The organism is Pandoraea soli (assembly GCF_902459595.1).
GTDB classification, from domain to species: Bacteria; Pseudomonadota; Gammaproteobacteria; order Burkholderiales; family Burkholderiaceae; genus Pandoraea; species Pandoraea cepalis.
On sequence record NZ_CABPSG010000001.1, the window covers coordinates 756,208 to 775,397 of the forward strand.

Annotated in this window: 17 protein-coding genes; 4 read left to right on the top strand and 13 right to left on the bottom strand. The window is 60.4% G+C overall.

The window, feature by feature from the left end:
- Window positions 1-7: 7 nt before the first annotated feature.
- The 12 genes from PSO31014_RS03230 to PSO31014_RS03285 form a co-directional block, all read right to left on the bottom strand.
- Window positions 8-1,798, bottom strand: coding sequence for an acyl-CoA dehydrogenase (locus PSO31014_RS03230; protein WP_150550261.1), 1,791 nt, complete (start codon window positions 1,796-1,798; stop codon window positions 8-10).
- A gap of 152 nt (window positions 1,799-1,950) precedes the next feature.
- Window positions 1,951-2,997, bottom strand: a complete 1,047-nt coding sequence (locus tag PSO31014_RS03235) for an AraC family transcriptional regulator (RefSeq protein WP_425494842.1) — start codon at window positions 2,995-2,997, stop codon at window positions 1,951-1,953.
- Window positions 2,967-4,598: a methyl-accepting chemotaxis protein gene (locus tag PSO31014_RS22810; RefSeq protein WP_150550262.1), complete on the bottom strand. Its 1,632-nt coding sequence runs from the start codon at window positions 4,596-4,598 to the stop codon at window positions 2,967-2,969. Before PSO31014_RS22810 ends, PSO31014_RS03235 begins: the two co-directional genes overlap by 31 nt.
- 77 nt (window positions 4,599-4,675) lie before the next feature.
- On the bottom strand, window positions 4,676-5,803 hold the full coding sequence (locus PSO31014_RS03245) for a porin (protein WP_150550425.1): 1,128 nt from the start codon (window positions 5,801-5,803) through the stop codon (window positions 4,676-4,678).
- An 82-nt stretch (window positions 5,804-5,885) separates the two neighbouring features.
- Entirely contained in the window at window positions 5,886-7,523 is a 1,638-nt protein-coding gene (locus PSO31014_RS03250; protein ID WP_150550263.1) for a 3-(methylthio)propionyl-CoA ligase, read from the bottom strand.
- Window positions 7,520-7,735, bottom strand: a complete 216-nt coding sequence (locus PSO31014_RS03255; RefSeq protein ID WP_174976375.1) for a DUF1289 domain-containing protein — start codon at window positions 7,733-7,735, stop codon at window positions 7,520-7,522. The genes PSO31014_RS03250 and PSO31014_RS03255 overlap by 4 nt, the downstream gene beginning before the upstream one ends.
- A gap of 87 nt (window positions 7,736-7,822) precedes the next feature.
- Entirely contained in the window at window positions 7,823-8,494 is a 672-nt protein-coding gene (locus PSO31014_RS03260) for a DsbA family oxidoreductase (protein ID WP_150550264.1), read from the bottom strand.
- Between the two features lie 151 nt (window positions 8,495-8,645).
- Entirely contained in the window at window positions 8,646-9,209 is a 564-nt protein-coding gene (locus PSO31014_RS03265) for an RBBP9/YdeN family alpha/beta hydrolase (protein WP_150550265.1), read from the bottom strand.
- A 40-nt stretch (window positions 9,210-9,249) separates the two neighbouring features.
- Window positions 9,250-10,572, bottom strand: a complete 1,323-nt coding sequence (locus PSO31014_RS03270; RefSeq protein WP_425494835.1) for an MFS transporter — start codon at window positions 10,570-10,572, stop codon at window positions 9,250-9,252.
- Window positions 10,573-10,702: 130 nt separating this feature from the next.
- Window positions 10,703-11,758, bottom strand: a complete 1,056-nt coding sequence (locus tag PSO31014_RS03275; protein ID WP_150550266.1) for a beta-keto acid cleavage family enzyme — start codon at window positions 11,756-11,758, stop codon at window positions 10,703-10,705.
- Between the two features lie 31 nt (window positions 11,759-11,789).
- Window positions 11,790-12,638, bottom strand: a complete 849-nt coding sequence (locus PSO31014_RS03280) for a TauD/TfdA dioxygenase family protein (protein WP_150550267.1) — start codon at window positions 12,636-12,638, stop codon at window positions 11,790-11,792.
- Window positions 12,639-12,663: 25 nt separating this feature from the next.
- Entirely contained in the window at window positions 12,664-13,644 is a 981-nt protein-coding gene (locus PSO31014_RS03285) for a quinone oxidoreductase family protein (protein WP_150550268.1), read from the bottom strand.
- A gap of 177 nt (window positions 13,645-13,821) precedes the next feature.
- On the opposite strand from PSO31014_RS03285, the gene PSO31014_RS03290 reads away from it, so the two are divergent.
- Window positions 13,822-14,841, top strand: coding sequence for an AraC family transcriptional regulator (locus PSO31014_RS03290; protein WP_150550269.1), 1,020 nt, complete (start codon window positions 13,822-13,824; stop codon window positions 14,839-14,841).
- A gap of 264 nt (window positions 14,842-15,105) precedes the next feature.
- On the opposite strand, the gene PSO31014_RS03295 is transcribed toward PSO31014_RS03290, so the two are convergent.
- Window positions 15,106-16,443 carry a DEAD/DEAH box helicase gene (locus PSO31014_RS03295; protein ID WP_174976354.1) on the bottom strand — a complete coding sequence of 446 codons (1,338 nt, stop codon included), beginning with the start codon at window positions 16,441-16,443 and terminating at the stop codon, window positions 15,106-15,108.
- 209 nt (window positions 16,444-16,652) lie between these two features.
- On the opposite strand from PSO31014_RS03295, the gene PSO31014_RS03300 reads away from it, so the two are divergent.
- The 3 genes from PSO31014_RS03300 to PSO31014_RS03310 all read left to right on the top strand — a co-directional run bounded on the left by PSO31014_RS03300 (window position 16,653) and on the right by PSO31014_RS03310 (window position 18,899).
- A complete protein-coding gene (locus tag PSO31014_RS03300) occupies window positions 16,653-17,480 on the top strand; it encodes an AraC family transcriptional regulator (RefSeq protein ID WP_150550271.1) in 828 nt (275 codons plus the stop codon).
- A 77-nt stretch (window positions 17,481-17,557) separates the two neighbouring features.
- Window positions 17,558-17,983 carry a cupin domain-containing protein gene (locus PSO31014_RS03305; RefSeq protein WP_150550272.1) on the top strand — a complete coding sequence of 142 codons (426 nt, stop codon included), beginning with the start codon at window positions 17,558-17,560 and terminating at the stop codon, window positions 17,981-17,983.
- A 178-nt stretch (window positions 17,984-18,161) separates the two neighbouring features.
- Complete coding sequence (locus tag PSO31014_RS03310; RefSeq protein ID WP_150550273.1) at window positions 18,162-18,899, top strand: class I SAM-dependent methyltransferase; 738 nt, start codon at window positions 18,162-18,164, stop codon at window positions 18,897-18,899.
- The last annotated feature ends 291 nt before the right edge of the window (window positions 18,900-19,190 follow it).

Here is a 19,190-nt window from a genome sequence, read left to right on the forward strand (position 1 = left end):
CGCGGCCTTAAAACTGATCTTCGGACAAGGCAAGCAGCCCTTCATTCTCCCGGGCGCAAACAATCGCGGCCTCAAGCGCCGAGGCTTGCGGCAGGATATGTTCCGCGTAGCATTGCGCCGTCGCAATCTTTGCGCCATAGAAGGCGGGGTCTTCCTCGAGCTTGTCGGTCGCGACGATCAGCGCCCGCGCCATCTGCCAGCCACCGAGGACAACGCCCGCCAGCTTCAGGTAAGCGACGCCCCCCGAATACACCGCATTCGGACTCTGTTTGGCATTGTCGAGCACGAATGCCACCGCGGCCTCCAGCGAGCGCAGACCTTGCTTCAAATAGCGCTGTGTCGATCGGAACGCCAGCCCGTCCCGCTGTTCGATCTGCGCGAGCGTCGCCGCGACATCACGGAGCACGGACCGTACCGCTGCGCCGCCGTCGAGCAACGTCTTTCGGCCGATCAGGTCGTTTGCCTGAATCGCGGTCGTGCCCTCATAGATCGGCAAAATGCGAGCGTCGCGGTAAAGCTGAGCGGCCCCCGTCTCTTCGATGTAGCCCATACCACCGTGGACCTGTAGGCCGAGGCTGGTCACATCGACGGATGTCTCAGTGCTCCAACCCTTCACGATCGGCACCAAGAATTCATACCGAGCCTTGTGCTGGGCTCGTGTGAGGTCGTCCGGATGCGCATGTGCGATGTCCGAATGCGCTGCCGCGACATAGGCGAGCGCACGCGCGGCTTCGGTTGCCGCCCGCATCGACGCCAGCATGCGACGCACGTCCGGGTGGTGAATGATCGTCACAGATTTGCGGGCCGAACCGTCGACCGGGCGGCTCTGCACGCGCTCTTTGGCGTAGGCGGCCGCCTGCTGATACGCGCGATCGGACACGCCGATGCCCTGGATGCCGACCCCGAAGCGTGCGGCGTTCATCATGATGAACATGTACTCGAGGCCGCGATTTTCCTCGCCGACCAGTTGGCCAATCGCCCCGCCATGATCGCCAAATTGCAGCACGGCCGTCGGGCTCGCCTTGATGCCCAGCTTGTGCTCGATGGACACGCAATCCACATCGTTACGCTCACCAAGCGAGCCGTCGGCGCAGACGAGAAACTTCGGCACGACGAACAGCGAGATGCCCTTGATGCCTTCCGGCGCATCCGGTGTGCGGGCAAGAACGAGGTGCACGATGTTCCGGGCCATGTCGTGCTCGCCCCACGTAATAAAGATCTTCGTCCCGAACACGCGGTAATTGCCGTCTTCTTGCCGCTCCGCGCGAGCGCGCAACAGCGCAAGATCCGAGCCCGCCTGCGGCTCGGTCAGGTTCATCGTGCCGGTCCACTCGCCTGAGACAAGCTTCGGCACATAGGTCTGCTTCAGCGTGTCGGAGCCGGCCGTGAGCAAGGCTTCGATCGCACCGTCGGTCAGGAGCGGACACAGCGCAAACGACAGGTTCGACGCGTTCAGCATCTCTACACAGGGCGTCGAGATCAGCTTGGGCAACCCCTGGCCGTCATAGGCGACCGGGTGTTGCAAACCCTGCCACCCCCCTTCTGCAAATTGGCGGAATGCCTGCGCAAAACCAGGTGATGCGCTCACGCTACCGTCTTTCCATGCGCTTGGGTTGCGGTCCCCCTGCGCATTCAATGGCGCCAGCACGTCGCCGCATAGCTTTGCCGCCTCTTCCAGCACTGCCTGCGCGGTTTCAAGATTGGCCTCCTCGAAGCCCGGCAACGTCGCCACGTCATCGAGTCCGGCAAGCTCCTTCATGACGAACAGCATGTCCTTCAATGGTGCGGCGTAGCTCATCGCGCGTCCTTCCTGTGTGATCTTTGCGAAATGGGATGCCGGCGCACGGACGTAATCCCGTGGCGACTCGACCCAGACGAGCCATCGTAGCGATCCGCCGTTCGAACACCAATGCCAAACGCCGCCCTTTCATTGACAAAACGTGCCATGTTTCACCGCGATGGCGGCGTGCGCGGCCCTGCCTTTCGGTAGGCTTGCGGCGTGCTTCCCGTCCAATGCCGAAACGCCCGGTGAAACGCGCTGGGATCGTCGAAGCCGATGTCGTAGGCGATGGCCGCAATGGCGTCCACCGAGCGCGTCAGGCGGTGAATCGCGAGATCACGCCGTAACTCGTCCTTGATGGCTTGGAAGGTGGTCCCTTCGGCCGAAAGTCGGCGGCATAGGGTGCGCACGGAGAGATGCAGATCCCGCGCCACGATCTCGATAGTCGGCACCGTCGGCAGACATGCATTCAGGTAGTCGCGAACCCGATGGCACACCATTGGCTCCGCCGACGACACGAAGAGCCAGTCCTTTGGCGCATGCGCCAGAAACACCCGTAAATCCGACTTTTGCCGCCGGATAACCATGTCGAGAAAGTTGGCGTCGAAACGCATAAGCGTTCGCGAACAATCGAAGCGAACCAGCCCCGGGAACAGATAGCGGTAGTCAACCGCATGCGGCGGACGCGGAAAATCGAAATCTACGCCGAGCAGCGGGATCCGTTGACCAATCAGCCACGACGCCAAGCCGTGAGCGAGCTTGAGTATCAGTTCCCTGCCAAGCCTGCTCGCGGTGGAACCATCGTGCCTGGCAACGAGTTCAATGCTGCAGATATTCCCTTCGCGTCGCGTCTTGACGCCGAACTCGTCGATGAGCAGACGCAGGAACTGGCCGAACCGATGCATCGCAACTTCTAAATTCGGTGCGTCGAGCAGGCTCAAGCTGAGGTATTTCAAGGTGCCGTTGCGCAACGGCCGGCCGAAGATGCCCGGCATTTCGTCGTCCAGCGCATGGGCACGCATCCGGTACAGTGTTGCGAATTGCTCTTCCGTCAGACGGGCGCCGGGCTCGCGGAGCAATTCGTAGGAAATGCCCGCGCAGCCGGCCAGATGCGCGATTTCGCTCGGAGCAGCACCGACAAGAATGCTGTTCACGAGCGAGACAGGAACGGTAGCCGAAAGCGGATTCAATGGCTTTGTGCCAACGCGTTGCGCAATCGTGGCATCAGGCGGGGGCCTCGGTGTCGTTTGGCGATCGTCACGGGCAGAGGCCTGGAAACCGCGTCGTTCAGCTTGAATACGGTCACGGCCGAGATGAGCGTTGTCGCCTGCTGTTCGAGCGACTGTGCGGCTGCCGCCGCCTCTTCGACGAGCGCGGCGTTCTGCTGGGTCACACTGTCCATCTGCGCTATGGCCTGCCCCACCTGCTCGATTCCCCGGCTCTGCTCGTCAGAAGCCGCTGCGATCTCGCCCATGATGTTCGTGACTCTGGAGACGGCCTGATCGATTTCGTACATGGTGTGACCGGCTCGATTCGCGAGTTCCGTACCGGCTGCGACGCGAGCGACCGACGCGTTGATCAACCCCTTGATTTCCTTTGATGCACTTGACGTACGTTGCGCCAACACCCTGACCTCGCCGGCAACGACCGCAAAACCGCGCCCGTGCTCGCCGGCACGCGCAGCTTCTACCGCTGCGTTGAGTGCCAGAATGTTCGTTTGAAACGCGATGCTTTCGATAAGACCGATGATGTCGACGATCCTGGACGCGCGCTCACTGATCTCGCCCATGGTGTCCACGACACGGGCCACGGACGCATTTCCGCGATTGGCGATTTCCGCTGCGTTGGCCGCCAGCACGCTCGCCTTCCGGGCGTTTTCAGCGTTATGCTGCACCGTGCCGGTCAACTCGTCCATGGTCGCTGACGTCTGTTCGAGCGACGCCGCCTGCTGTTCGGTGCGTGAAGACAAGTCGATATTGCCCGCCGCGATCTGACGCGTCGCCGTCCCGATTGACTCACCGCTCGTGCGAACGCCACGGACGATGCCAACGAGGTTGTCGTTCATGCACTTGAGCGCAACCAACAAATGACTTGTCTCGTCGCGCCCCGACGGCTCGATGTGAGAAGTCAGGTCACCCGCTGATACCGTTTCCGCAATGCGTACCGCTTCCGCAAGCGGTCGGGAGATGGAGCGAATCAGCGCCCAGCAGATGAACCCGAAAGTGCCGACAATGAGCAGGGTTCCGATGACGTTTGTCCACACCACGCGTCGATAGGTCGCGTCTGCCTGCTCATACGCCTGGCGTGCGGCATCCATCTGAAGTTTGACCAACCGGTCAAGCAGACGCGTCATCGGTTCGAACGCCGAAGACATTTCACCGGCGACAAATCCTTGCAAGCCGTCCTTGTCGTCAGCGCGCAACAGCTCCCGCAAGCGGGCCACAGCCAAGTCGCTCCGGTCTCTGAGCGGGGCCGCCTCGTTGACAAGCTGCTTTTCATCCGCAGTCAGTTGGGTTGCCGTGTAATTCGTCCACGCTTTATCCATGCGCGCTCGTGCCTCGTCGATTACCTTGACGGCATCGGTGGCAGGCAAGGTGCCATCCCTTACCCTGCGCGCCGCACCCGCCATGCTCCGCGTATATCCATCCGATACCACCTTGAGCTCGCCAAGCGGCAGAACGCGATCGTTGTAGAGGATATCGATCGACGCATTGGCATTGTGAAGTCGAAGCACGCTCTGACTGGCGACGAGTAAAAATAAGGCAAGCAATGCAGTCACCAACAGAACCAGACGGGTCTTGATGCTGAAGTTATTCATCCGGGAATCGGGGAGTGATTGACCAAGCGGCCGGGGCTCGCATGCGTCCGGCACATGCGAGCCCCCGCGCGGCGCGATTAGAAGGAGTGGCGCATACCCAGCATGACCGCCGTTGTCGCCATGGCTGGCGCGACCGGCTGACCGTAGGTAATCGTGGTGGTCATCGTGCCCTTGTTGTTCACATACCCGTACTGTCCATAGACCATGGTCGTTTTGGAGAGGTGATATTCCGCCCCCGCAGCGAACTCGGTCGAGTGGTTGGTCGAGTTGTTTTTGTCCCTCAGGTAATAAACGGCGCTGGTGAGCTGCAACGCGGGCGTGATCCGATAGCCCAACCCCGCTGAATACATATCGATATTGACGGCTCCGGAATTCGATGGATTCCTGCCATTGCTGTAGGACGCGGATGCCGAAAGGCCGTTGCTGAAGGTATATTTCGCGCCCAGATAGATGAAGCGGTTGTTGTCGACGCCGGTTGCGGAACCGCCGGGCATCGGATTCGTATCGTGCCCGTTGTAATAAACAGCCGACACGGCAAGTCCGTAGTTCGAGTACTTGAGTACGGCCGACTCACGCGTGCCGCCCTGAAAGCTGCCCGGCGAACCGCCCGGCGCGTATTCGAGTACGGCGGAGACGCCGCCGAACTTGGGTGATTCATAAACGATCGCGCTACTGTCGTATAGCGCGCCGATGGGCGCGTTGGTGTTGGTGCCGGGCCAACCCGCGGCTTGGTTCATACCCAACCACGCGGTCAAAATGCTGCCAAAGTATTGTGCCGAGCGAACGTCCGTTTCCGCCATAGCCCAGGCCATTGGCACAATTTGACGCCCAGCGGTCACGCTGCCGAACGGCCCCGAAATGCCAACGTTGGCCTGCTGATTGAAGATCGCCGTGCCGCCGGTTGTGTCCGCAAGGCCCAACTTCCCGCTGGTGGTATCGAACGTGCCTTGCAGCTTGAAGTTCACGTGATAACCACCGCCAATGTCTTCGGTGCCCCTGATGCCCCAATTACTGGCGTAGATGCCGCCATCCTTGGCGCGATAGACCTTGCCAAGGTTGGCCGACGCAGGGTTGAACGTCGCCGCGGAGGTACTTTGATACAACATCCCTGTATCGACGTTACCGTACAGCGTTACCGACGATTGTGCGTAAGCCACATGCCCCGTTGCGGCCAGCGCGGCCGCTGCAATCCACTTCAACTTCATGTCTCCTCCAATCTCTTTTTTGTAAAATTGCAAATTGCCAATCCAACACACGCCGATGGCATGCTTGCCGCCGGCCGATTCACTACTTCAGCAGGTAATCCTGGAATGCTTCTCGCAGCCTGTTCTTCAATACCTTGCCGGTGGCACCGATCGGCAGTGCGTCAATAAACACAACAGCGTCCGGCGTCCACCACTTCGCAATTCTTCCCCGCAGGTATGTCAGCACTTCTTCGGCCGTCAGTGGCTCACCCGCGCGCTTTACAACGAGGAGAAGCGGTCGCTCGTCCCACTTCGGATGCCTGGCGGCAATGCACGCGGCGCTCTCGATGGCGGGATGCGATACGGCGATGTTCTCGATCTCGATCGAACTGATCCATTCACCGCCGGACTTGATCACGTCCTTGCTGCGGTCGGTGATCTGCATGAAGCCATCGGCGTCGATCGTCGCAACGTCGCCGGTGGGGAACCAACCCTGCCCGGCGGCATCGCGCAGCAATGGGCTGTCGCCCTGGTTGAGGAAGTAGTCGCTCGCAATCCACGGCCCACGCACCAGCAAATCGCCCGCTGTCACACCGTCCCACGCAAGCTCGTCTCCGAGTCCGTCAACGATTTTCATGTCGACACCAAATACGGCTCGACCTTGCTTCGCTTGTGTGGCGTAACGATCTTCGGGGGACGTTGCCCGGTGTTTCGCCTTCATCGCGCCAACGGTGCCGATCGGGCTCAGTTCGGTCATTCCCCATGCGTGCACGACCTCGATGCCATGCGCTTCCTGGAAAGTACGAAGCATGGACGACGGGCATGCCGCCCCGCCAATGACGGTGCGCTTGAAGGTCGAGAATGTCAGATCGCCCTCCCCTACATGGTTCAGCAGGCCTTGCCAAACTGTCGGGACGCCAGCCGCGAACGTCACTTGTTCCGCTTCGATGAGTTCGTACAGCGATTTCCCGTCCAACCCCGGGCCGGGGAACACCAGCTTGGCACCGACCATGCACGCGACGTACGGAATGCCCCAAGCATTCACGTGAAACATCGGCACCACCGGCAGGAGCACGTCTTTCGCGGAGCAGTTCAGCGCATCCGGCAATGCGGCGGCATACGTATGGAGCAACGAGGATCGGTGAGAGTAAAGGACCCCTTTCGGATTGCCGGTGGTGCCCGAGGTGTAGCACAGCGCGCATGCACTATGTTCGTCAAATTCCGGCCAGGCGTAGTCAGGTGAGCTCTCGTCGATCAGGTCTTCGTAACACAGCAGGTTCGCAATGCGGTGGGCTTGCGGCATGTGCGCGCGGTCGGTCATGGCGACAAATGCCTTGACCGACTCACAGCGACCGGCGATCTCCTCGATCAACGGCAGAAAGCTGAGATCGAAGAAGATGTACTGGTCTTGTGCGTGATTGGCGATGTACGTGATCTGGTCAACGTGCAATCTCGGGTTAATCGTGTGCATGACCGCCCCCATGCCGGAGATGCCGTAGTACAGCTCCATGTGCCGATAACCGTTCCATGCCAGCGTGCCCACGCGCTCGGATGCGCTTACGCCCAGGCGGGTAAGCGCATTGGCCATCTGACGTGCGCGGCGGTGGCAGTCTCGGAAGGTATAGCGATGGATGTCACCCTCCACGCGTCGCGACACAATCTCCGTATCGCCGTGGTGACGATCGGCGTGCGCGATCAACGAGGAGATCAGCAACTGCTTTTCCAGCATCAATCCGTTCATTTTTGCATTCCACTTTCTATTGAAGGACCTAAGATCGCGTTGCCACCACGCTTCTGAACGTGTTCGTGGCGCTCGATGCGGCAAACAATCTCCATCTTTTGCGACTCAGACATGCGATCCCATAGCCCGATTTCGACCGCGGTGCGCCGACACCCTTGACAGAACTTGCCGCTCAGATCCATTCGGCAAATGTTGATACACGGATTGGCCATAGGAGGATCGCTGCACGTTGCGTCCGCGTCCACAACACCTTGCAACACGTCAGTCATCGGCACCCCCTCGATCAGCGGCTCCATCGCTTAGCGCTCCAACCGTTCAGCGCAAACCATGGTCTGCATGGCGGTCAAGAGCGTTTGCGGTTGCTGGGCGCCGGACAATGCCTGGCACCGATCGAAAACGAAGTACGGCACACCGCTGCCCGGTGGCATTTCGTACGTCCGTTCAGGGCTGGCAATACTCCCGCGTTCAGTCGAGACATCGAGGTAAGCCTTGGACGCGCCGGTGAAGCCGCATTCAAGTGCGATACGTGCCAACGTCGCCGTATCGCCGATGTTTTCCCCAAGCAGGAAGTACCCGACGAACAGACGCTCGATGAGCCTCTCGTGTTGTTTGGGCGTGCCGAAGCGCTGCGCAAAGTTGATCAGGCGATGGGCTGCGCCCGTGTTCGGCATCATTTGAATTCGATCAAACGCAAACGAGATGCCAGCGGCAGTTCCTGCCCGCCGTACTTGCTCCCGACGCATCACAACGGCTTCCGGACTTCCCAGCCGCGCCAGGTAAAAAGCCTCAAAAGGCACGCCCTCGCGCGGCATGTCGGGTAGCAAGCGGTGCGGGTGCCATTTCACAGACACTTGCACTTCGGGATGAAGCACTGCAAAGCGGTCCCGCGCGACGGCCAAATTCCGTTTGCCGATCAAACACCAAGGGCAAACCAGATCAAAGAAAACATCAATGTTCAGCGCTTGTTTCATAGCCCTTTCCGCCTTGGCAACACGAATGCCGCTAACTCAATGAACGTCCACCCATCAGCGTTCGGCGTCGCTCCCGCAGGGATGCGCACGCGAGCCCTCCGGCCCGTTGCCGAATGCGCGGGGCGTGGACGCTACGTCGACGACACGAAATTCAGGACAGTTCGGCGATAAGCTCGGTGGCACGCGGCCACACGCCGTAACCGCCCGCCGGGTTCAAGTGCCCCACGGCACCGAGATCCACAAATCGGCTACCCCATACTTGAGCCAACTCCGCAACACGCTCGACCCGTGCGAGCGGATCATTCGTGCTTGCCGCGACGATGCTCGGGAAGGGCAATTTCCGGCGTGGCATCGGGAGCCAGCCCTGTGCGCGGAGGGCGTCCAGGCGCGGGTAGCCGTCAGGCATTGGCGCTTCGAGGTCGGGCGGGGTTGCCAGCAGCGCGCCGAGGATGGCTCGGTCGTGGCGCATCGCCCAATGCGCCACGATCATCACGCCCGCACTGTGGGCAACCAGGATGACCGGTCCCTCGATCGACGCAAGCGTTGCATCGAGCACCGCAACTCGCGCTGCCAACGACAACTTGTCATGTTCCAGCGGCGGCACCGCACGGGCATTGGGCAGCGTGCACTCCAGATGCGTTTGCCAGTGGTCGGCAACGTAATCCCGCAGGCCAGGGACAATCAAGACGGTTGGAGACGACACCAGGCTATTCATCGGGAATCTCTGTTGATTTTGTAGAGTGCGGCAGCCCGCATTAACGCTTCGCGGCGCTGCGCAACTCATTGAGGCGACGTAGATCGTTTGCGTAGCTCGCCTTGCCGACCGAAAACGCCACCGCGGCAAGCAGTGCCATAAACGGAATCAATTGCAATGCCCCGTGCAGACCTACCTTGTCGGCAACCACGCCTGTGAGGAAGGGTCCAGGTGCCAGGCCAAGCAGGTTGTTCGCAAGCGTCAACGTGGCAAATGCCGAGGCGTGAATGGTTGTCGGCGTGAGATTGGCCACCATCGCCCCGGCGGGGCCGGATGTTCCGGCCACGACCAGCATGCCAACGCCAATCAATACGAGCTGCAATGCGCCGGGCTTCACGTGAAAGCCAATCCCCAGCAAGACGAACGAGATGAGGCAATAGGCGATTGCGCTCACCCACTTGCGGGACGGTTCCTGACGGCTCACACGATCGGTCACCATGCCGCACAAGACCATGCCGACCGCGCCGATCATGACGAATGCCGCCGCGGCAGCACCGGCCTTATCGGGCGCCATGTCGTAGTAGCGGTTCAGGTAACTTGGCATCCAGACGAACAGCGAGCCGAGAATGAACAACTGCAGCCCGCTTCCGACATAGGCACAGACCACGGAGACGGTAGAAAAGAGTCCGTTGATCAGCACACGCAGACTGGTGCCGATGCCTTGACCATTCGATCGTTGCTGGCGCAGTCCACGAGCATCGGTTCCGATCCGCTTCTCGGTGACGACCAGCCAGAAAGCCGCGGTCAGTAGAATACCCAGGAGCGCCATCGTGCCAAACGACCATCGCCAGCCCAGATGTACGGCGACGGCACCGCCGAGCGACATTCCGAGCACGGAGCCGAAAGCGCCGCCCGCCATGAACGCGGCGGTCAGGGTGGAACGCAGGTGGGCAGGAAAGATACTCAGGATCAGGGCAACGCCCACGCTACCGTAGGCGGCTTCGCCAAGCCCAACAAACGCGCGTGCGACAAACAGTTCACCAAAGTTCGTCGCCAGGGCGCAACCCAGCGTCGCAAGACTCCAGACCATTGCCATCACGACAATGCTTCTGACGCGCCCCAATCGATCGGCGATTACCGAAAGCGGGAAGGTCAATAAACCGACGATCAGGGCCACAATACCGCTCAGCGAGCCGAGTCGCGTATCCGAGAGGCCCCATGCGCTCTTCAGCAAAGGGAAAACCGCGTTCAACACCTGACGCGACATGTAGTCCGACAGCAGCAGACCAAATGTCAGCGCGAATACAGCCCACGCATAGGTGCGGCCAACGGTGGGAGTCGCAGGAACACCGCTCACGGCGGTGTCAAAGCAATGGACGTCCAAGATTGTCTCCTCCAGGTCCCAGCGGCCGGGCTTTCTCATCTGCATACGAGTGCAGCGGATCGCTTCCTGTGCGCGCCGGGGGAGTCTTTCAGTCAAGCGGCCACTTCGGCCGCACCCGGTACTACCAAGCTCAGTTGAACCGCATCGGCACGCCTTTCACACCAGGCGTACGGTTGGGCGACATGCCAAGCTTGACCAACGTTTCATCGGCCGTCTGGTATTGCTCGCCAATCTTGTAGATCTTGCGCGCGTCCTTGCCGTTGGCCACTTCCCGCCCCAACTCGCGTGCAACGCGGACACATTGCTCGATCTGCTGCACGGAGGTCATGCGTTTGCCGTGCTGATCGATGATGGTGTCTTCAATGCCGCACCGCGGATGAAGCCCCATGGCCATGGCCATCATGTTGAACGGCAGCACATTCTTTAGCAACGATTCGGCCGTCAGCGTGCAGCCGTCCGGTGCCCGATGCACGAAGTTGAAGAAGTTGAACGGATTCGGTCCGTCGAAGCCGCCGCCGATGCCGATCCACGTCAGGTTCATCGGCCCCTTGTAGATGCCCCTGCGCACAAGGCGTTCGAGTGTCTCGAACGCGTGGATGCCGGTCAGTTGGAAGTGAGGCTGAATGCCCGAGGCCTGAAGACGGCGCAGATGTTCCTCCACCCAGGCCGGCCCTGCGGGCACGGTCATTTCGCTGTAGGCTGCCATGAGCGCCGGGTGGGCCAGCGAGGTTCCTTCCAGGTATTCCGGATACAGGAGCTCCATGATGTTCATCTGCGTGGTGTTGATCGCCACGGTCACCTGATCCGGCTTCGGATCGAGATCGGCCAGCATGTGACGGGTATCGTCGGACAGCCACTTCGCGGCCTGTCCGTCGTCTTCGGGCGCAAACGAAATCGATCCGCCGACCTGAATGATCATGTCGGGCACGGCAGCGCGCACGCCCGCGATCAGTTCGTTGAACTTCGACAGGCGCTTGGAGCCTTTACCGTCGAGTTCGCGCACATGCAAATGGAGCACGGTGGCGCCGGCCTCGTAACAATCGACGGCCTTCTGGATCTGCTCGTCCATCGTCACCGGAATATCTTCCGGAAAATCGGCAGGCATCCACTCAGGGCCGTACGGCGCGACGGTGATGACCACCTTTTCCTGGTTTTCTGGGTGCAGGGAATCGTCAAAAAATTGCATCTTCTACTCCTGGTGCTTGCCTGTTCGAAGGTCAGAAAGGAATATCGCCAATGATTCCCGCGCGTTCCATCTTTCGGTGGCTCGGCGGGTAGTCCATAACGGCATAGTGCTGCGTACTCCGGTTGTCCCAGATGGCGACGCTGTTTGGCTGCCAGCGCCAACGCACCTGGAATTCAGGGATGTAGGCCTGGCTGATCAGGTAGCTGAGCAACTGTGCGGCGCCGGGATTGGCGTCCTGCCCGAAGCGCACTCGGGCTGCCGTGTGATAGTTCGTGAAGTGTGTCGTGAATGCGTTGACGAACAAGATCTTTTCGCCGGTATCCGGATGAATGCGCACCACGGGGTGTTCTGCATCCGGGAAGCGCGCTTTCAGTTCGAGTCGTTTTTCAATCGGCATGGCGGCACCGAAACTGGCCTCGATACTGTGACGTGCGCGCAGATCAGCTATCTGGTGCTTGATGTCGTCGGGGAGTTTTTCGTAAGCCAGCACCATATTTGCCCACATCGTGTCGCCGCCGACGGGCGGACATTCGACACAACGCAACACGCATCCGAACGGAGGCGCATTTCGCCATGTCGCATCGGTATGCCAGGCATTTTCATAGCGGTCGTTGGGCTGCTCGGGCGACTTGTAGATCCGCACGAGCCCAGGATGCTCAGGGTCGCTGCCTGCCACAGGGTGATCTTCAAGATCACCAAACCGGCGCGCGAAGGCGACGTGTTCGGCGCGCGTAAATTCCTGGTCGCGCAGGAACAACACCCGATGTTTGACCAGGGCGGTGCGGATTTCGTCGAACAGGCCGTCGTCGTGAACGGCGTCGGCCAGCTTGACGCCGGTCAACTCGGCACCGATCGAATACGTCAGTTGCTCAATTTGCATGGTTCACTCATTCCTCGTGGTGCGCTCAGATCACGAAAATCGACGAACCAGTGGTCTTGCGCGATTCCAGGTCGCGATGCGCGTGCGCGGCGTCTTGAAGCGCGTATTGTTGGTTGACCTCGATCTTGATACGGCCAGCGCCGACGTGATCGAAAAGCTCCCGCGCCAGCGCAGCCTTTTCCGTCGGATCGGAGATGTAGTCCGCCAAGGCCGGCCGCGTGAGGAAGAGTGAGCCCTTCATGGCCAGTATCTGGGGGTTAAACGGGGAGATCGGACCCGACGCGGTTCCTACACAGACCATCAACCCGCGGCGTTTGAGGGAATCGAGCGACGCATCAAAGGTATCCTTGCCAACGCTGTCGAACACCACGTTCACACCGACGCCCCCGGTCAGTTCACGAACACGCTTTGCGACGTCCTCGAGGCTGTAGTTGATCGTATGATCGCAACCATGAGCGCGGGCAATTTCGGCCTTGGCCTCGCTCGATACGGTGCCAATCACCGTAAGACCGAGCAGCTTGGCCCACTGAGAGACGATCAACCCGACACCACCGGCGGCAGCGTGCAGCAGGATGACGTCCCCTTCCTTAAAGTCGTAGATGCGTCGCAACAGGTAGGCCGATGTGAGACCTCGCATCGTCATCGCGGCCGCTGTCTTGCATGTAATCGCGTCTGGCAGCTTGATCAGCGGCGCAGCAGAAATAAGACGCTCAGTGCTGTACGCGCCCAAGGTGTTATACGCCCCCGTGTAGGTCACACGGTCGCCAACGGCAACATTTGTCACGTTCTTGCCAACGGCTTCGACGATGCCTGCGGCCTCGGTCCCAAGGACCGATGGCAATGGTGCGGGATAGAGCCCCGTGCGGAAGTAAATGTCGGCAAAGTTCAGGCCGACCGCTACGTGACGCAACCTGACCTCATCCGGCCCCGGCTCCCCTATTTCAAGCGCCTCGACGCGCAAGACCTCCGGACCACCGGTTTCGTGAAAGCGAACAATCTGAGCCATGCTATTTCCTTTGACTATCCCTGGGCCACCATGCGGGAAACTTACGGCAGCGATTTTTTGCCAGCTTATGGGATTGACAGAAAATGGTTATACTTTTGATGCCTTTCATTAAACATTTCACGCCACAGCTCGTTGATTGCATCGCAGCGAGGGTGTGTCGGGCGACGGAGCTTTCTGATGGATTTGCAGATTCGCGCGGCCACGTTCAGCGGCTATCTCGAAGTTGCCCAGGCGCTTCATTTCAGTCCTCATGAACTGCTGCGCAAGGCCGGCATAGATCCCGCCGTCTTGGCGACGCCGGAACAGTTGATTTCCGCCAAAGCGATGGTTTGGCTGATCGAAGAGTCCGCTGTGCAGACGGGGAAGATCAATTTTGGGCTGCGCATGGCAGACCAACGAAAAGCCTCTGGAATGGGGGTTGTCGGTATGCTGCTTCCGCATCGACGTACCTTGCGCGACGCGATCGAGACGCTGATCGAATACCGGCAATTGCTCAATGCGATGTTGGTCACCGACATCACTGACAATGGCAATGTCGTGTTTATTCGTCAGGAGGTCATGCCCGTCACAGGACACTACTCACGTCAGGCGACGGAGCTTGCCATGGGGGTTTTGGTTAACGCGTGCCGACTGCTGCTCGGAGCAAAATGGCGCCCCCTTTCGATACACTTTACGCACTCGCCGCCATCGGAACTGATGTTCCATGAGCGGGTGTTCGGATGCGAAGTGGTGTTCGACAGCGAGCTCAACGGTTTCACGTGTTTTAGTCGCGATCTCGATGGCTTGAACCCGCTCGCTGATCCATTCATGGTCGAGCAGCTTGAGCGAAGCATTCAGTCGCGGCTTGAAGTCGACCGCGACTCGGTGACCCTTTCGGTACAGCGAGCGATCGTGCTGCTCCTCCCTGTTGGCCGTGCATCCATCAACCAGGTGGCGGACCATCTTCATATGAGCGTGAGGACCTTGCAACGTCGTCTTGACGACGAGGCGCAGCAATTCTCCGATCTTGTGGGCGCGCTACGACGTGATCTGGCCGCACAATACCTGATGAACAAGCGGTACTCGATCGAGCATGTCGCCACGCTGCTTGGGTACACAAGCCAGAGCGCATTTGCGCGCTGGTTCAAGGGCGAATACGGCCGCTCGCCAACCCGTTGGCGCGCTTCTCCGTCGAGCACCGAGTCGCACCCTGATTAGAACGGGTAAGACACCAAATGATATGGCTATCGTCAGGGCAGCGTCATGAAAGCGCCCTGCCCCCTGAAATTTGGCGCCTCCGCTTTATAAGCGTTTCCCCACATAAGAAGTTCCGTGATGAGCGTTTGGCGATGGAGTGGTTTCAGAGCCCGGGGGGAAGCGAGCCCCCCTCTGCCAGCTTTCGCAATTCTTACCGGTTGTGGTGACTGACATTTGTGACCGGTGCCCCGCAATTTTTCCGGGGTTGCGCCGCAAAGGCAGGAATCATGGCTGGCGTTTGCCGCGACCACCCGCGAGTTTTCCGGTGGGTTTGCGCGAACCCGTAGCGGGTTTGCCGGCGGGTTGGGTGCGCGGCTTTTTGCTGAGCGCCTGCACCGTAACCGGCGCGGCCAACAGCACTTTGGGCTTCTTGGGCTTTTTGGGTTTCTTGATGACCCGGCCCGTCGCGCTGGTTTGCGGCACACGGTGTTCGGCTTCAAAACCCGGCGCTTCTTCACGGCGCAGGGTTTGCCGGATCAGTGCTTCAATCGCGGCCAATTGCGGCGCTTCGTCGGCACACACGAGGGACACCGCCACGCCGCTCGCGCCCGCGCGGCCGGTACGGCCGATACGATGCACGTAGTCTTGCGCAACGATCGGCAGATCGACGTTGATCACCAGCGGCAGATCGTCGATATCCAGCCCGCGCGCAGCCACATCGGTGGCTACCAGCATTTGAACGTCGCCCGTCTTGAAGCGCTCCAGCGCACGCAAGCGAGCGGGTTGGGGTTTGTCACCGTGGATGGTGTCGACCGCATAACCCGCTTCATCGAGCATAGCCGCCAGATAATCCACGCCATTGCGCGTTTTAACAAACACCAGCGCGTGCTCCCAGTGGTTCTCGGCCACAAGGTGCATGAAGAGGTCCGGCTTGTTCTTTTTATCCACCGTCACCACCCACTGCTTGATCTTGCTGGCCGTGGCGTTGGGCGGGCTGACGCTGATATTGATCGGACCGCGCAGAACGCTCGCCGCCATGGCGCGGATGTCATCGGTAAACGTCGCGGAAAACAGCAAGGTCTGGCGCTGAGCGGGCAAGGCAGCAAAGACAGCGTTGAGTTCGCGCGCGAAGCCCAGATCCAGCATGCGGTCGGCTTCATCCAGCACCAGCGTTTGTACCTGATCAAACTGCACTGCGTTCTGACGATTGAGATCGAGCAAACGCCCCGGCGTGGCAACGAGCACATCGACACCTTTGCGCAACGCCATCATCTGCGGGTTGAGACTCACACCGCCGTAGGCGGCCAGAAATCGTAAGTCGAGGCCTTTGCCATAAGCGATAAAGCTTTGCAGCAGTTGCTCAGCCAATTCACGCGTGGGCACCAGAACAAGAACGCGCGCACGGTTGCTCGACACCGCCGGGCCGTGTTGCATCAGTCGTTGCAACAGCGGCAGCGCAAAAGCGGCGGTTTTGCCAGTGCCGGTCTGCGCTTCAGCCATGACGTCCTTGCCACTGAGTACAGCAGGAATCGCCTTGACCTGCACCGGTGTCGGTGTCTCGTAATGGAGGCCCTGCACATTGCGCAGCAGCGGATCGATCAGACCAAGCGAGGCAAAAGACATGGACGTATTCCGGGCTAAAACCGTAATTCTAGCGGTTACCGCGCGGGTTGCACCTCGCAGGTCCGTGGTCATATGGATCGGCGTCGACCATAGCGTGTCGTCGTGCGTGGGCCGTCTCATGCGACAATTCGGGGAGCGGCTGAGCACCATACCGCGCCTGAGCGCCCGCACCGCCTCGCGACACCTCAGGCCATCCAAGGCCATACATCATGAACCGATCTGCATCGCGCTCACACCCCGACTGGGTGAGGCGCGCCGAGCCGACAGATGGTGTCGAGCGCATCGAAGCACGGTTTCACGGCAAAGCTTATGCCATGCACCGCCACGACACTTATGCGATCGGCCGCACCCTCGCCGGTGTTCAGCGTTTCAGCTATCGGCGCGACCAGCGAAACAGCCTGCCCGGCAACACGATGGTGTTGCATCCCGACGAGGCCCACGATGGCCAGGCGGGCACCGACGAAGGATTCCATTACCGGATGATCTACGTCGAGCCTGCGTTCTTTCAGGCCGTACTCGGCGGACGCGCGCTGCCATTCATCGAAGGCGGCGTGACGACCGATCCGCGCCTTGCTGCGGCAACCACAACGTTGCTGCAGCACGTCGGCGCGACGCTCGAGCCGCTCGAACAGAGCGATGCGCTCGCCGAACTGGCACACGCACTTTCCGCCGTTGCGCGCATGCCCGCGCAACGCGTGAAAGGCGACTTCCTCGCAGCGCGGCGCGCACGCGACTACCTGCACACAAACTGCCTGCGCGTCGTCACGCTGGATGAACTCGAAGTGGCGACGGGCCGTGATCGCTGGAGCCTGTCGCACGACTTTCGCGCGTTCTACGGTACGAGCCCATATCGTTATCTGACGATGCGGCGCCTCGATATGGTACGCCGCATGCTGCTTGCCGGCACCTCGCTTGCTCACGCCGCTGCGGCCGCAGGTTTTGCAGACCAGAGCCACATGACGCGACATTTCGCGAAGACGTTCGGGCTCACGCCGGGGCGCTGGCTCCAGATCGCGGGTGGTGTCGTGCGCGGTTGAAGACATCCACGATCGTTCAATACGGCCGCAAGGAACATGCGTACCCTCGGCGCATTGACCCATGAATGGAGAGAAAGATGTCCCAATCTTCGAACCACATCGCCGCGCCTGCCGAGCGCGGCCAGTGCCAGACCATCGACCTGATCGGCAAGATTGCGCAGATCGACGGTCACTGGCAACCGCGCGTCGTCGCTGAAATGAACGACTATCAGTTCAAGGTCGTAAAGGTTGAAGGCGAGTTCCTTTGGCACCGGCATGCCGATACCGACGAAACGTTTATTGTGCTCGAAGGCGAGTTGCGTATCGATTTTCGTACCGCGCCTTCGGGCGACGGTTCGATCGTGCTGCATGCCGGTCAAATGGCAGTGGTGCCCAAAGGCGTCGAGCACAAGCCCAGTGCAAATGCAGAAGTGAAACTGCTGCTGATCGAACCACGAGGTGTGGTGAACACAGGCGAGGGCGCGACGGGCGAGCGTACCGTCGAGAACGATCAATGGATTTAAGGCGGCCTCCGGCGCACTGGTCAGATCAAGAAACTGGAACTTCTGTGCATCAAGCCCGCCGGCATCGACTCAGGATTACCCGATACCGTCTGGCTTCGACCGCGCCGCCTGCCTATACTGAACGCACACTGCCATTGAACCTGCGGCGCAGTGGTGACTACGGGGGGAGAAAAGCGTCATGTCGCCTGAAGCCTATCTCGATATGGCCGGCACCGAAGACCATCACTGGTGGTTCCAAGGGCGCAGACGCATTCTCGGCAATGTCATTCGTCGCTTGTCCTTGCCCACCGATGCCGCAATTCTGGAAATCGGTTCCGGCACCGGCGGCAACCTCGACATGCTTGCCGCCCACGGGCGTGTCCATGCCGTCGAGATGGATACCGACGCCTGTGCCATCGCCCATCAAAAGACCGGCGGACGTTTCGACATTCGACAGGGGCACTGCCCCGACGATATGCCCTTCGACGGCACCCGCTACGATCTGGTCTGCCTCTTCGACTGTTTGGAACACATCGGGCCCGATGTCGCTTCGCTACGCTGTGTTCGCGATCAACTCGCGCCGGGCGGGGCCGTACTGGTGTCCGTGCCGGCGAATGCGTGGATGTGGAGCCAGCACGACGTAATGCTGCACCATCATCGGCGCTACAGCCGACAGACGTTGACGAAGACCGTCGAGTCCGCCGGTCTCGCCATCGAGCGCGTGACCTACTTCAACACGGCCCTGTTCCCCCTGGCTGTCGTCGCACGCATGAAGGACCGACTGCTTCGCTCCTCAATGGCGTCCGGCACCGCCCTCCCCCCATCGTGGCTCAACACCTCGCTCTATCGGATCTTCAGTGCGGAGCGTTGGGTCCTGCCCCATATCGACCTGCCGTTCGGCGTGTCGCTGCTGGCGGTGCTCCGCGCGAAGCCCTAGCCCATGGCCTCGGGGACGCAGGGACGTTTCGTTCGTTTCGGCGTGTCGGGCGTGGCATCCACCGGCGTGCATGTGGCTGCGGCAACGACGTTGCTGGCGACGACACCTGTGGTGCCACCGTTCGCGAGCAACCGCATCGCTGGTCGCTTCGCAGATGCCGCCCGTAAGTGCAGCTTCCTTGCCGAATTTAAGTGGCGTGAGCTAAGGTCGGGCTATTCCGTGCAACGGAACGACACCGCTACCGCCTGACGCGTTTGCGGCGCAGGGAAAATACAAAAAAGACCGGCACGC

Bases quoted from the DNA above. Each gene is read 5' to 3' on its own strand.
- PSO31014_RS03300 (WP_150550271.1), top strand. From the start codon at position 16,653: ATGAACCGATCTGCATCGCGCTCACACCCCGACTGGGTGAGGCGCGCC.
- PSO31014_RS03250 (WP_150550263.1), bottom strand. From the start codon at position 7,523: ATGAACGGATTGATGCTGGAAAAGCAGTTGCTGATCTCCTCGTTGATC.
- PSO31014_RS03230 (WP_150550261.1), bottom strand. From the start codon at position 1,798: ATGAGCTACGCCGCACCATTGAAGGACATGCTGTTCGTCATGAAGGAG.
- PSO31014_RS03260 (WP_150550264.1), bottom strand. From the start codon at position 8,494: ATGAAACAAGCGCTGAACATTGATGTTTTCTTTGATCTGGTTTGCCCT.
- PSO31014_RS03275 (WP_150550266.1), bottom strand. From the start codon at position 11,758: ATGCAATTTTTTGACGATTCCCTGCACCCAGAAAACCAGGAAAAGGTG.
- PSO31014_RS03265 (WP_150550265.1), bottom strand. From the start codon at position 9,209: ATGAATAGCCTGGTGTCGTCTCCAACCGTCTTGATTGTCCCTGGCCTG.
- PSO31014_RS03305 (WP_150550272.1), top strand. From the start codon at position 17,558: ATGTCCCAATCTTCGAACCACATCGCCGCGCCTGCCGAGCGCGGCCAG.
- PSO31014_RS03245 (WP_150550425.1), bottom strand. From the start codon at position 5,803: ATGAAGTTGAAGTGGATTGCAGCGGCCGCGCTGGCCGCAACGGGGCAT.
- PSO31014_RS03290 (WP_150550269.1), top strand. From the start codon at position 13,822: ATGGATTTGCAGATTCGCGCGGCCACGTTCAGCGGCTATCTCGAAGTT.
- PSO31014_RS22810 (WP_150550262.1), bottom strand. From the start codon at position 4,598: ATGAATAACTTCAGCATCAAGACCCGTCTGGTTCTGTTGGTGACTGCA.
- PSO31014_RS03285 (WP_150550268.1), bottom strand. From the start codon at position 13,644: ATGGCTCAGATTGTTCGCTTTCACGAAACCGGTGGTCCGGAGGTCTTG.
- PSO31014_RS03295 (WP_174976354.1), bottom strand. From the start codon at position 16,443: ATGTCTTTTGCCTCGCTTGGTCTGATCGATCCGCTGCTGCGCAATGTG.
- PSO31014_RS03280 (WP_150550267.1), bottom strand. From the start codon at position 12,638: ATGCAAATTGAGCAACTGACGTATTCGATCGGTGCCGAGTTGACCGGC.
- PSO31014_RS03310 (WP_150550273.1), top strand. From the start codon at position 18,162: ATGTCGCCTGAAGCCTATCTCGATATGGCCGGCACCGAAGACCATCAC.
- PSO31014_RS03255 (WP_174976375.1), bottom strand. From the start codon at position 7,735: ATGGCCAATCCGTGTATCAACATTTGCCGAATGGATCTGAGCGGCAAG.